The 15,017-nt window shown below is 33.0% G+C and carries 14 protein-coding genes; 5 read left to right on the forward strand and 9 right to left on the reverse strand.

The annotated features are described in order from the left end of the window. From dnaA to VIX88_RS00015, 3 genes are all read left to right on the forward strand, one after another. Nucleotides 1-1,476: a chromosomal replication initiator protein DnaA gene (gene dnaA / locus VIX88_RS00005; protein WP_214193931.1), complete on the forward strand. Its 1,476-nt coding sequence runs from the start codon at nt 1-3 to the stop codon at nt 1,474-1,476. A 93-nt stretch (nt 1,477-1,569) separates the two neighbouring features. Then, nucleotides 1,570-2,001: a low molecular weight protein-tyrosine-phosphatase gene (locus VIX88_RS00010; RefSeq protein WP_214193932.1), complete on the forward strand. Its 432-nt coding sequence runs from the start codon at nt 1,570-1,572 to the stop codon at nt 1,999-2,001. A gap of 13 nt (nt 2,002-2,014) precedes the next feature. Beyond that, entirely contained in the window at nt 2,015-2,719 is a 705-nt protein-coding gene (locus VIX88_RS00015; RefSeq protein WP_109474919.1) for an SAM-dependent methyltransferase, read from the forward strand. Nucleotides 2,720-2,724: 5 nt separating this feature from the next. Here the strand turns inward: VIX88_RS00015 and VIX88_RS00020 are convergent, their stop codons facing one another. The 4 genes from VIX88_RS00020 to VIX88_RS00035 all read right to left on the reverse strand — a co-directional run bounded on the left by VIX88_RS00020 (nt 2,725) and on the right by VIX88_RS00035 (nt 8,928). Continuing rightward, nucleotides 2,725-3,159, reverse strand: coding sequence for an RrF2 family transcriptional regulator (locus VIX88_RS00020; RefSeq protein WP_214193933.1), 435 nt, complete (start codon nt 3,157-3,159; stop codon nt 2,725-2,727). Between the two features lie 11 nt (nt 3,160-3,170). Then, nucleotides 3,171-3,548, reverse strand: coding sequence for a hypothetical protein (locus VIX88_RS00025; RefSeq protein WP_079208363.1), 378 nt, complete (start codon nt 3,546-3,548; stop codon nt 3,171-3,173). Nucleotides 3,549-3,608: 60 nt separating this feature from the next. Beyond that, a complete protein-coding gene (locus VIX88_RS00030; protein WP_109474920.1) occupies nt 3,609-4,079 on the reverse strand; it encodes an Lrp/AsnC family transcriptional regulator in 471 nt (156 codons plus the stop codon). Nucleotides 4,080-4,209: 130 nt separating this feature from the next. Next, nucleotides 4,210-8,928: a translocation/assembly module TamB domain-containing protein gene (locus tag VIX88_RS00035; protein ID WP_214193934.1), complete on the reverse strand. Its 4,719-nt coding sequence runs from the start codon at nt 8,926-8,928 to the stop codon at nt 4,210-4,212. 4 nt (nt 8,929-8,932) lie between these two features. Between VIX88_RS00035 and tsaD the strand changes: the two genes are divergently transcribed. Both tsaD and VIX88_RS00045 read left to right on the forward strand, forming a co-directional pair. Beyond that, nucleotides 8,933-9,958, forward strand: a complete 1,026-nt coding sequence (gene tsaD, locus VIX88_RS00040) for a tRNA (adenosine(37)-N6)-threonylcarbamoyltransferase complex transferase subunit TsaD (protein WP_109474922.1) — start codon at nt 8,933-8,935, stop codon at nt 9,956-9,958. 11 nt (nt 9,959-9,969) lie between these two features. Beyond that, nucleotides 9,970-10,665, forward strand: a complete 696-nt coding sequence (locus VIX88_RS00045) for an RsmE family RNA methyltransferase (RefSeq protein ID WP_153926538.1) — start codon at nt 9,970-9,972, stop codon at nt 10,663-10,665. A 109-nt stretch (nt 10,666-10,774) separates the two neighbouring features. On the opposite strand, the gene ggt is transcribed toward VIX88_RS00045, so the two are convergent. The 5 genes from ggt to VIX88_RS00070 all read right to left on the reverse strand — a co-directional run bounded on the left by ggt (nt 10,775) and on the right by VIX88_RS00070 (nt 15,016). Further along, nucleotides 10,775-12,463 (reverse strand): gamma-glutamyltransferase, encoded by a 1,689-nt coding sequence (gene ggt / locus VIX88_RS00050; RefSeq protein ID WP_109474924.1) that lies wholly within the window; start codon nt 12,461-12,463, stop codon nt 10,775-10,777. 153 nt (nt 12,464-12,616) lie between these two features. Beyond that, nucleotides 12,617-13,168, reverse strand: a complete 552-nt coding sequence (locus VIX88_RS00055) for a DUF6624 domain-containing protein (RefSeq protein WP_225908238.1) — start codon at nt 13,166-13,168, stop codon at nt 12,617-12,619. Between the two features lie 195 nt (nt 13,169-13,363). Then, nucleotides 13,364-13,903, reverse strand: a complete 540-nt coding sequence (locus tag VIX88_RS00060) for a hypothetical protein (protein WP_153926539.1) — start codon at nt 13,901-13,903, stop codon at nt 13,364-13,366. A 68-nt stretch (nt 13,904-13,971) separates the two neighbouring features. After that, on the reverse strand, nt 13,972-14,706 hold the full coding sequence (gene trpA / locus VIX88_RS00065; protein WP_079208084.1) for a tryptophan synthase subunit alpha: 735 nt from the start codon (nt 14,704-14,706) through the stop codon (nt 13,972-13,974). A 10-nt stretch (nt 14,707-14,716) separates the two neighbouring features. Continuing rightward, nucleotides 14,717-15,016: a hypothetical protein gene (locus tag VIX88_RS00070; RefSeq protein WP_079208082.1), complete on the reverse strand. Its 300-nt coding sequence runs from the start codon at nt 15,014-15,016 to the stop codon at nt 14,717-14,719. Nucleotide 15,017 lies beyond the last annotated feature (1 nt).

Below are 15,017 nucleotides of genomic sequence, written 5' to 3' on the forward strand. Positions count from 1 at the left end.
ATGGAGCAAGATTTATTCATTATTTGGGATAGATGCCTACAATTTATGAAGGATAATCTTAATGCTATGGAGCAAGGAGATGCTATGGGTAAACTAGGCAGCTCATTCCATTTGTTGTTTGATAGAGTACAGCCAATATCATTAGTTAATAACAATTTGACCATAGGTGTTCCTAGTGATTTTTATAAAGAATACATAGAGGAAAACTATTTGCCATTATTGTCAGCAGCTCTTAGAAAAAATATAGGTAAAGGTGTTAAGTTGTGGTATTCTGTACTAGATAAAAAATCTCAAGAAAATCAACAGGTACAGCAGCCAACTGCTCATATAAAAGGTATGAGTACACCAGCACCAAAACCACAGGAAATTATGCCACCGTCTTTGTCTGGTAAGATACAAAATCCTTTGGTAGTACCTGGTTTAAAAAAGATAAGTGTAGAGTCTAATCTCAATCCAGTACATTCATTTGATAATTTTGTGGAGGGAGAAAGTAATAAGTTCGCTTTTTCTGCTGCTAAAATTATAGCCAAAAGACCTGGAGAAACTTCTTTTAACCCAATGTTTATCTATGGTGGTGTTGGAGTAGGGAAGACACATATTGCCCAAGCAATTGGTTTAGAAATCAAAAATACATATCCAGATAAAGTTGTACATTATTTATCATCTGAGAAATTTATACAACAGTTTATAAAGGCGGCTAACTCTAACAGAGGTAATGCTAATAGCAGAGAAGACTTTGCTAACTTCTATAAGATGTTAGATGTACTTATTGTAGATGATATTCAGTTTTTATCTGGTAAAAAAGCAACACAAGACTCATTCTTCCATATTTTTGACTATTTGCACCAAAATGGAAAGCAAATTATCCTTACTTCGGATAAAGCTCCAGCAGATATTATGGATATTGAGGAGCGAGTAGTATCTCGTTTCAAATGGGGACTTACGGCAGAAATTAAATCACCTGATTACGATACTAGAAGAAAAATTATAGTGGATAAACTCCATAGAGATGGTATTGTTCTTAGTGAGGATATGATAGACTTCTTAGCGGGTGAGGTACAATCTAATGTTAGAGAGTTGATTGGTGTTATCAATGCAGTTATTGCTTATTCTACTATTTATAAGTCTGATTTAACTTTAGACTTATTGAAGGAGACAATCAATAAAATATCAGCTAACCAAAAGAAAGTTATTAGTATTCCTTACATTCAAGAAGTGGTTTGTGATTATTTTGGTATCAAGAGAGAGCAATTATTATCTAAAACTAGAAAGAGAGATATTGCATTACCAAGACAGTTGGCTATGTATTTCGCAAAGGAATTTACAGATGCAACCTTTACGAAGATAGGTGAGGAAATGGGAGGTAAAGACCATTCTACGGTAATGTATGCTTGTGATACGGTTAAAAATACGGCAGAGGTAGATAAACAAATGCGAAAGTACATAAAAGAATTGAAGGAGAAAATAAGAAAATAATTTTGATTTTTTAGGTTAGTATTAGAAAAGGGATTATCTTAGGGCGTTCGTAGTTTTAGGGTAATCCTTTTCAATTTAGTAAAAATATTGGTTATGAAAATTTTAATGCTTTGTTTGGGTAATATATGCAGAAGTCCTTTAGCAGAAGGTATTCTAAGGGCTAAAATATCAGAAGAGTATTTTATAGATTCAGCAGGGACAAGTGCTTATCATGAAGGAGCTGAGGCAGATCCAAGATCTATCCAGACTGCCGATTTTTACGGTATTGATATTAACGGTCATAGATCTCGCCCTTTAGTGAAGGAAGATTTTGAAATTTTTGACCGAATTTACTGTATGGATAAGCAAAACTACAAAGATGCTATGGCTTTAGCAGAAAATGAGGAGCAACGCCAAAAACTAGTACTTATTCTAGAAAATAATGCCGAAGTACCAGACCCTTATTATGGTGGTGTAGGTGGCTTTGAAAAGGTGTATCATATGTTGGATAAAGCTTGTGATAGAATATTTTGGAACTTAATTTAAAACCTCGTTTATAATGTTATTTCTTATACCTGCCTATTTGTCAGAAGAAAGTCCAAAGGAATACTTTGCTCCTATTATAAAGGATTATATCTTAAAGACTGATTATTTTTTTGTAGAGAATGAAAAAACAGCAAGAAAGGTAATTAAGTTTTTTTGCCCTGAAAAAAAACAGTCAGAACTCAGGCTATTTTTACTCAATAAACATTCCGAAGAGAAAGATTTGCAGGAAGCAACACTCTTGATGAAACAGGGGACAGATTTTGGGCTTTTATCTGAGGCTGGATTGCCATGTATTGCCGACCCTGGTAATATTATGGTAAAATGGGCGCATCAAAATGATATTCAGGTAGTGCCTATTAGTGGACCTTCATCTATTATTTTGGCTCTTATTTCAAGTGGATTTAATGGGCAAAATTTCACTTTTAATGGTTATCTTCCTATAGATAAAGTGGAGCGAAAAAAACAAATTTTGTTTTTGGAGCAGCAGGTTCAAAAGACAGGATATACACAAATTTTTATGGAAACACCTTATAGAAACAATCAACTTTTGGAAGATTTGTGTAAGTTTCTAAATCCTAATACTAAGCTTTGTATTGCGGCTAATGTTACTCACCCTAGTGAGGAGTTTATTAAAACAAAAGAAATTAAAAACTGGAAAAAGGAAAAACCTGATTTACACAAAATTCCAGCTGTGTTTGTTATTGGTGCTACTAGATAAAAAATCTAAATTTTTAGCCAAGCTAAACCTTGTTCTGTCTTTAAAGCTAAATCGTAGAGAGAGTAACTTTTAGTAATGTTCTCTAATTTGGCTTTTATTTCTCTAAAATCATTGTGTACAGGGCAAGGATTTACAGATGAGCATTCTTTTAGTCCTAGTCCACACTTGGTAAAAAGTCCACTTCCATCTATGGCGACAATAATGTCGTAGATTTTAATTTCTTTAAGTCGTTCTATATCAATAGAAAATCCACCTTGGTGCCCTCTTACAGACTCTATGATATTAGCCTTACAGAGCTGTTGTAGTATTTTGGCAATAAAAGCTACAGGAGCATCAATAGACGCTGAAATTTCTTTTACATTAACCCTTTGATTGTTTAGTCTTTTTTGGGCAATGCAAATGGCAGACCTAATGGCATATTCGCACGCTTTAGAAAACATAACTAGATGGATTATTTAAAGTATTGCCATTTAGGGATAATCATCAATAGCCCCAGTCCTACATATAAAAATAGATTGGTAACATCTGTGTATAGGAAGGTAGAAAGATAAAACTGATGTAGAATAAAATGGGCTATTACAGCTAAGGGGAATAAAAAGATACCTATTTTTCTATACAATATGATAAGAAAAAGCCCAACTAATGCTAATAAATCTACTCCGAATATAAGGTAAAAATACCAAGTAGGTATATTGATACTTTCGTGCTGAGAGAACTCATCTATATCAATACCCAACCCCATAAGAGTAAATATAGCTAAAACTCCAATAGCTATATAAAAGCTATTAGTTTTTTTAGGCTCATCATTAAAGTAGTTTCTGTCTTCCATTCCGTAAAATTAAAAAAAGCCTTTGATAAAACAAAGGCTTCTTATAAAAAAATAAGTTTATTAAGCTTTAACAGCTTGTATTAGTCTGTTTTTATCACTTAGATACTCTTCCATAGAAATCATACTTTCTGTTCTGGTAACATCTTCAATGTCGTCTATTTGGTAGATGACATTCTTAGCATCTTCTGTATTTTTGGCTTTCATTTTACAGAAAATGTTGTATCTACCAGATACTACACTAGTTTCTATAATGTTAGGGATTTTTTCTAATTGTTTCAACACTTCTTGGGTTCTATTAGATTTAGTTAATAGTATTCCTATAAATGCGGTAAAAGTATAGTCTAGTTTCTCGTAATCTATTTTCAGAGAAGAGCCTAAAATAATTCCTGCGTCTTCCATTTTCTTAACTCTTACATGTATGGTTCCTGCAGAAACATTAAGATTTTTTGCTATTTCTGTAAAAGGCATTCTTGTATTTTGTACTAAATAATCTAAAATGCTTTTGTCTATTTCGTCCAAACGGTAATCCATAGTATTAAATATTTTTACTTTATTATCAAAATTTGAGTTTTATTTTTACAAAATTACGAAAAAAAACGAATAACTTAGTTATTAAATTTTGACATTTTATGTTAATTTTTTTGAGAAAAATTTAACAAATTTATTTTGTCTTAGTACTGTCCGTAGTTTCCTTAGCTTTGAAACTATCTTTTTTCTTTCTACTGAAGAAACGATTGAAACTTTTACTATAAACCACACCGCCTCCCCAAGATTGGTTAGCTCCTGCGTTTTGTCCCACAATATTAGAAATATTAGAAGGTTTAGAGTAGGCTCTTAAGATACGACTACCATCATTACTTTTAGACCAATCATACTCTATAATTCCTTCTCCAGAAAGAAAATTATTTGCTTCTGCGTTTTGGTTTCTTGCGATAGGAACACCTAATCCTGTTTTAATATTAACTCTAGGAGAAAGGATAAAGCTTAATCTACCAGAAGCTCTATCAGCGGTATTGGTAGCTTGATCTCCGCGGATATAATCCAAATCTATTTGGAACTGATTACTAATGGTATTAAGTACCGCACCAAGCTGCTTCATTAGAAGAGCGTATCCTTGGGAAGTTACAGTACTTCCTACATCAAATGTAAGGCCTCCTGTGTTAGCTACATTGAAATTGTTAAGTGCTAGAATAGAACCGAACTGAATGATTTTTTCATCTGGGGTACTCATTCTAAAAGCAAGAGCTTCTTTAATCTGACTAGAAACATCAGGTGTCTTTATATCAAACTGAATATCAGGGTTAGACAATGATTGTGTGATTTTAGTTTCTAGCATTACATTTACAGGAGGAAGTTTTCCTGTATTAAGGTACTCTCCCAAATTGGTTACAGTTCTATAATAGTTTGCCGAAATATTGAGTGCTGGATTCATTACATTATTATCCCAAGAAATGCTACTTCCTTTTGCAATTTGAAAAGAGCGTTCTAGTATTGCTTTTGAAACATATGTACCATTATCTACTATATATGTTCCGTTCATAGACATTTGCCCGTTTCTGTTCATTCTGAACCTCAGATTTTCTGCAGTTCCTCTCACACTAATATCTCCTATATCATCTCCTACCAATACATTTACGGTAGAGCCTCTATCTACATCTAGGGCTAAATCTATATTCATATTTGCTCCAGATTTTTCTCTTTTGGCTACAGTGAGTTGCCCGTCTTCATTTCGTTCTACAAAACGAAGCATTTTAAATTCATCTACCGAAGTTGCCGAGTTACTATTAAGTGTAAATACACTATTATTTAAAACTTTTGTTCTAGCATTGATGTTAAGAGCTGTAACAGCACCATCTACAAATATATCTCCTGTACCGTAAACTCTTCCCCAAAAAACATCAAAATCTCTTTGAGTGGTATTAAGAAGCATTAAATTATCCGTCCTGATAATGAGGTTGAGCCCCATAGACGCAATATTATCAAACTGGATAGCTCCAGAAACACTACCTTTAGAACTAGTTCTACCATCACTTATTCCAATATTATTGAGGGTGGCAAAACCTTTTGATAAAGGGATAACGGTGTCATCAAAGTAATAATCTACGCCTGAGAAATTGAGTTTAAAACCAAATTTAGATAAGGCTATATCTCCACTATAATTGATGTCGTCTACAGTACCATTTATCTTAAGCTGTCCACTAGCATTACCTCTAAAGTTGCTAAATACAGCTTTTACAAATTCTTGTACAAATGCTAAATCAAATTTATTTAAATCAGCGGTAAGGTCTAGACTAGGAGAAGGCGTATTATTATCTACTTTTCCAAAGATTCTGAGCTTATCATTTCCGAAAATTTCTGAAGAAGTTACTTTAACATTTACATCAAAAATGTTAGGACGCTCGGTTTTCTCTGCATTGATTAGTAAATCTCCTAAGTTTTTGTCATGTATAGAGAAACCATCTACTTTTAAATCTACAATAGGTTCTATATTATTTTTGAGGATAGCTAGTTTTATGGTTCCGTTAGCGTTACCCTTAATATTTAAGTCGGAGCTACCTTCTTTTAAGGCTAATACTTTAGAGAGATTAACATTTTTAACATCAATATTAGCATTGATGTTTTTAGCATCTTTATAAGTACCATTAACTAAAACTTCACTGTCGTCGGAATAAAATTTTAGATTTTCAATGTCTATAAATCCTGTTTTTTTTCTGTAGGTAATAGAGTGATTAAGCTCTGGCGAAGTGTCTACATTCCACACAAAGCTATTGAGTTTAACCTCGGTAGGCTCGAATCTTATAATATAATCACCGTTTGCATTAGTCGTTTGATTAAGATTAACCGCGTAAGATTTCATAGCATCTTCCTTCTCATCTTTATCGGTGCCATGTAAAAATCTTATGGCAAGATGTAGATGTTCTCCATCAGGATTTTTGCCTATAATACTGGCATTTTTAAGGATATTTTTATTGTATTCAGCACGGTTCATTTCCAAAGAGAAATTATCTTCTCTACTTTTGGTATCTATTTTAAGTGCTAATCCATCAATCATGATGCTATCCTTTTTAGCAGGAGATTTTATATTATACTTAACATCTGTTTCTGCTAAAATTTGGTTTACCTTTTCGGTTTCTTTTTTACCAATGATATATTTTAAATAGCTAGTATCTGCATTTAATAGTAAATCATTACTATTGCCGTCATAACTTCCAGATACAGAGAGTATGTTACTTACTCTCAAATTAGGTTCAAAAAAGTTGATAAGTCCTTGTGAAATTTTGAAGTCTAAATCTAAATATTGCCCTCTATATAGGCGTTTAGGTTGATTAGTAACCAGTAGTTTGCTTATACTATTTTGCACCATACCACCTATGTCTCCCAAATTGAATTTTCCTGCAACTTTACCTTCTACTACATTAGGTGCGTTTACGGATACAATTCTTTTTCCGTCCTCAAAATAAGCTTTAACATCTCCTGTTGGAAGAGCTATTTTTTGGTCTTTGGATAAAACTTTAACATCTCTAAGATGAGCGTTTAGTTGCATATCGTTAATATCCTTCATAAACACTTCTGTATCTACATATCCACTTATTATCTGTCTTTCAGAACTTCCAGAGAAATAGCTGGCGTTCAAATGGTTGATGTCTGCTGTTACATTGGCATACAATCTAAGAGTACTAAAATCAAAAATACCTTTAACATTTGCTTGCGCATTTTCATCATTTATGTTTACAATACCTTCGTAGCGTTTTTTGTTAAGATATCCGTCTAAAACCAGATTATTGAGGGTTTTATCTAACAGTTCTATACGCCTGATGTTAGACTTGGTTCTGAGTTTCATTTGATTGATATCAAAGCTTTCTCCATCTAAATCAAATCGACCAGAAATAAGCCCAACCTGTGGATTTTTGGTAATAGTGGCTACATTCAGATTAGTAACTTCTAATAAGCCATTATACTTAGGAACTTTACTATATTCTCTTAGAGTAAAACGGTCTATTTTTGCCTGCCCAACACCTGAAATTAAATTTCCTCTAAGAGCAATTTGTTCAGGATTAGCTTTTAGCATACCATTATATTTTATTCTACCAAAATCATCAGCCACATTACCCATTTTTTTTGAAATAAAACTAGGGAATAAACTTTTTAGCCCTTTATAAGTAAGGTCTGTAGAGATACTATTGGTTTCTACGGAGAAACTTTTGTCTAGTATTTTGGCAACCTTTATAGATGATGAAACTATTTTAGAATCATTATCACCTATGGCAAATTGATTTAGAGTAAAGTTATTGAGTACGCCAGTCATATTTCCTGAGGTACTGATGGGCTTGTAGTTATCCCAATCTCTTACAAAGTAACTGATGTCATAACCACTTATTTGGCTACCTTTTTTCATCTGCATATCCCATTTTACTTTGTTACCAAAGTCTGCCCAAGTACCATTGTTAAGATTAAATTTTAAACTTCCGTGTAGCAAGCTGTGGTCAGTATTGATGAGTAAATCGTCTAAGAAAAGAGCCTCTTTGGTTAGAGAAAAATCCGTAGAGAAAGTATCCAAAAAGTGTTTTTTGCCCCATCTTTTGGTCGTCATTCTAAATTGATTTACTTTAGCACTAACTTCCGGACCTTTAACTTTTAACTCAGGGATTATCAAGTTTAAATTTTCGGCATCTAGCCATCTTCCCTCGTCTCCTGGGTGATTCTGATTGACGATAGAAAGTTTGGAATCCTCAATAATTACACGAGTTTTAAGTTGAAATGGAGGTTTATTTGGGTCTGGTTTTTTGCCATTATCGAAAAGCTCTACAAAACGGATAAAGTTAGGAATGCTATCACCTTTGTAGGTAATCACTTTCATATCCAAGTTTTTGATAGATAGTGATTGGAACTTGATATGTCTAGAATTTGCTAAAATAGAAAACCAGTCTGAATCTGCGTACAACTCTTTAGCCTTAATAAATTGATAACCTTTATGGTCTTTTACAGTTACTTTATGTAGCGTAACATCTCCAAAATAATTAAGGTCTATTTTTTCAAAAGCTATTTGGGTATTAAGGTCTTGGTTGAGTTTCTTTACCACCTTTTGGGTAAGCCAATTTTTAGTAACAGGTAGATTTATGGCAATAAATCCAATAGCAAATAAAGATAAGAGCGTCCAAAAAAGTACCAACAAAAGTTTAGCCCACCAAGAGTAGCTGGTAACATCTTTAGCGGCTTGTTTTGCAAATTCTTCGGCGGTTTCTTTAGGGTTTTCTATAGCATCTTTTAAAAACTCTTTGGTTTCTTGTACTTTCTTTTCTATATGTTGTTCCGCCTCATTTATTTTATTAGAAATAGGATTATCTTTTTTGTTATCGTTATTATTATTTAAATTTGCCATAATTATGAAACAATCTATTATCTTAGGTATAGAATCCTCTTGTGATGATACTTCTGCCGCTATTATTTCTGGTAGAAAAATTCTTTCTAATGTAGCCGCTACTCAAGCCATTCATAATGAGTACGGTGGCGTGGTGCCAGAGCTGGCCTCTAGGGCACATCAGCAAAATATCATTCCTGTCATAGAGCAATCTATACAAAAAGCAAATATACAACAAAATGAGATTTGTGCCATAGGTTTTACGAGAGGTCCTGGACTTTTGGGCTCTTTACTGGTAGGAACTTCCTTTGCGAAGTCTTTAGCAATGAGTTTGGAAGTTCCATTGATAGAGGTTAATCACCTTCAGGCTCATATTTTGGCTCATTTTATAGAAGATGCCAATCCTAATCCGCCCAAGTTTCCTTTTTTATGCCTTACAGTAAGTGGTGGGCATACAATGATTGTCTTGGTTAAAGACTATTTTGATATGGAAATTATTGGGAAAACCATAGATGATGCCGCAGGTGAAGCCTTTGATAAAATAGGAAAAATATTTGATTTAGATTATCCTGCTGGACCTATCATAGATAAGAAATCTCAAAATGGAAATCCTAATGCATTTACATTTAATAAGCCTAAACTAGAGGGCTACGACTATTCTTTTAGCGGAATTAAAACTTCGGTGTTGTACTTTATACAAAAAGAATTAAAGAAAAATCCTCAGTTTGTCAATGAAAATATAGATGATTTGTGTGCATCTGTTCAGAAAAATATTATTGAAATATTGATGACAAAACTAGAGAAAGCTGCTAGTGATTTAGGCATTAAAGAAATAGCGATAGCTGGTGGGGTTTCGGCTAACTCTGCCTTGAGACAAGCTATGAGAGAAAACGAACAAAAGTTAGGTTGGAATATCTATATTCCCAAATTTGAATATACTACGGACAATGCTGCAATGATAGCAATGGTAGCCCAACTAAAATACGAAAGGGGAGAGTTTGCCAACCTTTCTACAACGGCTACTGCAAGATATGAGTTAAATGTAAAGTAAAACCTTTTGATATGAAATTATTTTTTGGAGAAATTTTAAATGATAGAGTGATAATTGATGCTGATGAACAACATCATATATCAAAGGTTTTGAGAATGAAGGAAGCAGAGGAGATTTATGTAACCGATGGAAAGGGTAATGTAGCAAAGGGCAACCTTGTATTTGAAGGAAAAAAAGTAGAACTGGATATTTTAGAAATCAAGACAGAGACACCGCAGTTTTCGCCTTATTTGCATATTGCAATAGCTCCTACTAAAAATATAGACCGTACAGAGTTTTTTGTAGAAAAAGCTACCGAAATGGGCATTTCCGAAATTTCATTTTTATTGACGGAGAAATCTGAACGCAAACATATCAATATAGATAAAATTCAGAAAAAAGTTATAGCCGCATCTAAACAGAGTTTGAGGTATCATTTTCCAAAGGTTAATGATTTACAGAAATTCACTAGCTTTATGCAAACTCAAACTACCGAAAATACTTTTGTAGCTCATTGTGATAAAGCATTTAAGCGAGTATCATTATCCGAAATTCCTTTAGTTGATACAGTTTGTTTTTTAATTGGTCCTGAAGGCGATTTTAGTCTATCAGAGATAGAATTATTACTAGAAAAAGGTGTACAAGCAGTATCGTTAGGCAATCAAAGATTAAGAACGGAGACAGCAGGAGTCTTTGTTGCTGCTTGGAATTATAATAAAATGTTATAAAAAATTATAATTATGTTCTACAGGTTGCAAGAAAGTTATTTATTTCTATTTATTAAAAAACGACTGCCTCAATAGACAGTCGTTATATAAGTTAAAGTATAATTATATTTTATTCTACAGCTACGGCATCGTCGCCTCTGCTATCGGCTACAGCAGTGATATTACCGTTTTCATCTTTCAGAACAATTTCTGTTTTACCAATACTTCCTCGTTCTTTAAAGGTATAGCCTTTTTGTTCTAAAGATTTTATCGTAGCTTTAGAGAAATCCTTTTCAACTGCGATGTTTTCTGGTAACCATTGATGATGGAACTTTGGCAGGTTAATCGCTAAGTTTGGACTTAATTTAAAATCTACAACATTTACAATAGCTTGAAATACAGAAGTAGGTATCGTAGTTCCACCAGGTGTTCCTACCACCATTACAGGTTTATTATCTTTTAATAAAATACTTGGCGTCATAGAAGACAACATTCTTTTACCTGCTTTAATAGCATTAGCTTCTCCGCCTACTGCTCCAAATAAGTTAGGAACTCCAGGTTTGATGGAGAAATCGTCCATTTCATTATTTAAAAAGAAACCAGCACCAGAAACTACTACTTTGCTACCATAGTACCCATTAAGCGTCGTAGTTACAGAAACCGCATTTCCTTCTTTATCTAAAATAGAAATATGTGTTGTTTGAGTACTTTCTTGATTAGGGTTAACTATCTTACCAACCTCTGCACTAGGCGTTGCTTTAGACATATTAAACGACGCCCAGCGTTTCTTAAGATAGGCATCCGAAAGTAGCATTTCTGTTTTATCTTCAATAAAATCAGGATCGCCCATATATTCTGCTCTGTCTGCATAGGCACGGCGTTCTGCTTCTACCATAATCTGAACTGCTTCTGGAGAGGCATATTGATATTGAGCAAGATTTTCATAAGCCGACATTTTCAACATCTGAGCTAACAATATCCCGCCACTTGACGGTAAGGGCATAGAGACTAGTTGGTGTCCTTTGTAATCAAAAGTTAAAGGTTTACGATTTTTAACTTGATAATTTTTTAAATCTTCTAAACTAATAATACCGTTACCTCTCTTCATTTCTTCAACTATTAATTGAGCCGTTTTACCTTCGTAGAAGCCTTTTTTACCAAATTTTTGTATTCTCTTAAGTGTTTCTGCTAAGTCTTTTTGTACCAATACATCTCCTGCCTTCCAAGGTTGCTCTTTTACGAAAACAATGGAGTTCTTATTATGTTTTATAAAATCTTTTTGGCATTCATTAAGTAGATTAGCTTCTTTTTCCGTGATAGCAAAGCCTTTCTCTGCCAAATCTATAGCAGGTTGTATCAGTACTTCCATTGGGAGAGAAGCGTATTTTAGAGTTTCATAAAACCCTGCTATCGAGCCTGGTATTCCTACAGCTAGTCGTCCGTTTTGTGATAAATCTGTACTGGCAATACCTTTTTTATCCAAATACATATCTCTATGTGCCTTGGCTGGTGCCGTTTCTCTAAAGTCTATGGCTATTTTTTCTCCGTTAGATTTTACCGCTACTAAAAAACCACCACCACCTATGTTACCTGCCTGAGGATAAACCACAGCTAAAGCATACTGTGTAGCAATAGCAGCATCAAAGGCATTACCGCCTTTTCTTAATACTAAAACACCTGCTTCACTGGCAAGAGGATGAGCCGAAACCACCACACTTTTATTGTGAGTTTTAACTTCTTTTACTATATCATAATCTGTAAATTGGGCAGAAATTACCACAGACCATAATGCAAATACTACAAATTTTATCTTTTTCATACGTTAATTGAATATTTATGGGGAGCTTTTTAGTTCTACCAAATCATTTTGTTAGATTCTAGCAGCTAAATTAAACAAATTAGTGGAAGTAAAATATTTTTTTTGGAATAAAAATGGCTACCTTTTATAAAAACTATATTAGCTGTTACACCTTTATTTTTTTGTGAGTTTTTCTATTTCATCTAATGTATATTTTTTAGAATAGTCTATTCCCATAGATTTAGCGTAATCTTCTATAGATGTTTTTATATTCATTGACTTTCTTAACTCATTAACATTTTCAGGATTTTTAATTGGCCAAATAAAATTTACCCACTCTTCTTTTTTAGTTTCAGGATTTATAAACAGTCTTCCTGCACCTTGAGTTCCATAAATTTGTTCTTTTCCTTGATACATTAGCATTCTATCTTTCATCATCGCAATGTGTTGTTTTCCTAAATCTCCATTTTCACTTGCTTGTACCATTAATGGATAATATTTCTCAATTACAGGTAGTTTTGAGTGTTGAATTACATACCAAGCCGCAGTATTTAATTTTTCCCCCACAAGTTTTTTTCCTGGATAGCCATATTTCTTTATTATTTTTTCAATTTTGATTAAGTTTATGCTATCATTTTTTGCAGTTAAATTCCAACCTAATTTTTGAAATTTATCTTCAGAAATATTATAGGATTTTAAGATTTCATTTTTCCTTTCAGGTTTCAAATCAGGTGTAAAAAGTTCTCTTAATTCTTGGTCGGACTTTAAAATTAGAGATAGTTCATTTTTAAGATTTTCTTTTTACTTTTGTGTTACAGAGCAAGAAGTTAATAATAGTAAAGTTAAAATTATTGAAAAACTTTTCATGCTATTTATGTGGAATTTTTGGGATACAATAAATGACTTTTTGAATTATATATACTAGCTTTTTCTGAATAATTTCTTTAGATTTCTTTCATATTGACCATTCACATCAACTCTTGTAATATCGCCAAGTGACAAAAGTATAAACTTTCTGTCCAATGAAGACATCGTTCCAAATTCGTGAATCACAACCGAGCTGTTATCCATTTCGTGAATTTCTCCTATGAAACAAACACTGCTGTTAATATCTTGAATATGAACCGTTAGATGATTATAAAGTTGATTTACACTTTCTAAAATTGTCTGAATTGATTCTAAATTTATATTTACCTTATTTTTTATCCTTTGGGTTGAGTCTATAAGTTTTGTAACACTTTCAAGATCATTTCCTGACCATCTTATTCGTGTAATATTGTGCCTTAAAAGAATCGTTAAACCGTCATAATTGCATTCTTTATCAAATTTTTCAATTAACAAAAAGTCATCATTAAAGTCAATTATAAAACCATAATCAGATTCATCATAATTATCGGTATAAATATCCACCAAAATGTTTTCTGTTTTTAGTTTTTCTAAATATTTTGTGTACAAGTTCATTGTTTAGTCATTTATTTCTACATCGTTTTTTGTAATTGTACTTTGGGCTACACAAAAATAACAAAACACTAAGATTTAATACTTTGTATAAAAACTTTAGCTTTTTCTTTCCAATCAGATTCTTCTAAAAGAATTTTCACAAATGCAGTGCCTATAATACCGCCATCGGCTTGTTCGGTAACTGTGATAAAGTCGGTTTTATTTTTAATCCCAAAGCCTATCATTAGTGGATTTTTCAGTGGTAATGAGGCTAATCGATTAAGGTAATCTTCATTTTTCAATGTTTTGGACTCGTTGCCCGTTGTGGACGAAGAACTCACGGCATACAAAAATCCAGAGCTTAAACTATCCAAATACAAAATTCGCTCGTTAGATGTTTCTGGTGTTACTAAAAAGGTAAAGTTTAGATTAAACTTTTTGAGAATGGTTTGGTATTTTTTTTCAAACTCAATAGGAGGGAGGTCGGGGATAATCAGTCCATTAACGCCTGTTTCTTGGCATTTCTGACAAAACTTCTCAAAGCCATAAGAAAGCACAGGGTTAATATAGCCCATCAAGATTATTGGAATACTAATTTCGCCCTTAATTTTTGCTAACTGTTCAAAGAGTTTCTCTATTGACATTCCGTTTTCTAAGGCTTTAATGTGAGCTTGTTGTATCACCTCACCATCGGCAACAGGGTCGCTATAAGGCATACCAATCTCCATCATATCAGCCCCAGCTTCTTGAATTGTTTTAATGATTTCTGCAGTATCTTCCAGCTGAGGAATACCTGATGTAAAGTATATGTTTAATTTTTTCATTTAGAATATTTTAAGGTAAAAGAGTACAAATTAAAAATAGTATAGCTAAACAACCAATTATAATAAGATTGATATTTCTTTTCACTATTTTCTTTTTCTTATTTAGTATGATAGCTTCTATAATCATTGCAACAAACCATAGGAATGAAAACAAAGTAATAAGAAAAAAAATAGGTCCCACGTCTCCCGTGCCACAACGCCTGTCAGGAGCCGTGTAATCTAAATAAGAATAAGCCATAGGAAGAGCTAAAATCCAAGATAAAATTAGAATAACTATTCTTACTACAATATGGATAATATTACTTTTCATA

Origin of the sequence: Riemerella anatipestifer, assembly GCF_035666175.1 — a bacterium.
In the GTDB taxonomy this organism is placed as follows: Bacteria; Bacteroidota; Bacteroidia; order Flavobacteriales; family Weeksellaceae; genus Riemerella; species Riemerella anatipestifer_D.

What these genes read in the sequence shown, in the direction of transcription:
- dnaA (WP_214193931.1), top strand. Translation starts at nt 1, where the DNA reads ATGGAGCAAGATTTATTCATTATTTGGGATAGATGCCTACAATTTATG.
- VIX88_RS00010 (WP_214193932.1), top strand. Translation starts at nt 1,570, where the DNA reads ATGAAAATTTTAATGCTTTGTTTGGGTAATATATGCAGAAGTCCTTTA.
- VIX88_RS00015 (WP_109474919.1), top strand. Translation starts at nt 2,015, where the DNA reads ATGTTATTTCTTATACCTGCCTATTTGTCAGAAGAAAGTCCAAAGGAA.
- VIX88_RS00020 (WP_214193933.1), bottom strand. Translation starts at nt 3,159, where the DNA reads ATGTTTTCTAAAGCGTGCGAATATGCCATTAGGTCTGCCATTTGCATT.
- VIX88_RS00025 (WP_079208363.1), bottom strand. Translation starts at nt 3,548, where the DNA reads ATGGAAGACAGAAACTACTTTAATGATGAGCCTAAAAAAACTAATAGC.
- VIX88_RS00030 (WP_109474920.1), bottom strand. Translation starts at nt 4,079, where the DNA reads ATGGATTACCGTTTGGACGAAATAGACAAAAGCATTTTAGATTATTTA.
- VIX88_RS00035 (WP_214193934.1), bottom strand. Translation starts at nt 8,928, where the DNA reads ATGGCAAATTTAAATAATAATAACGATAACAAAAAAGATAATCCTATT.
- tsaD (WP_109474922.1), top strand. Translation starts at nt 8,933, where the DNA reads ATGAAACAATCTATTATCTTAGGTATAGAATCCTCTTGTGATGATACT.
- VIX88_RS00045 (WP_153926538.1), top strand. Translation starts at nt 9,970, where the DNA reads ATGAAATTATTTTTTGGAGAAATTTTAAATGATAGAGTGATAATTGAT.
- ggt (WP_109474924.1), bottom strand. Translation starts at nt 12,463, where the DNA reads ATGAAAAAGATAAAATTTGTAGTATTTGCATTATGGTCTGTGGTAATT.
- VIX88_RS00060 (WP_153926539.1), bottom strand. Translation starts at nt 13,903, where the DNA reads ATGAACTTGTACACAAAATATTTAGAAAAACTAAAAACAGAAAACATT.
- trpA (WP_079208084.1), bottom strand. Translation starts at nt 14,706, where the DNA reads ATGAAAAAATTAAACATATACTTTACATCAGGTATTCCTCAGCTGGAA.
- VIX88_RS00070 (WP_079208082.1), bottom strand. Translation starts at nt 15,016, where the DNA reads ATGAAAAGTAATATTATCCATATTGTAGTAAGAATAGTTATTCTAATT.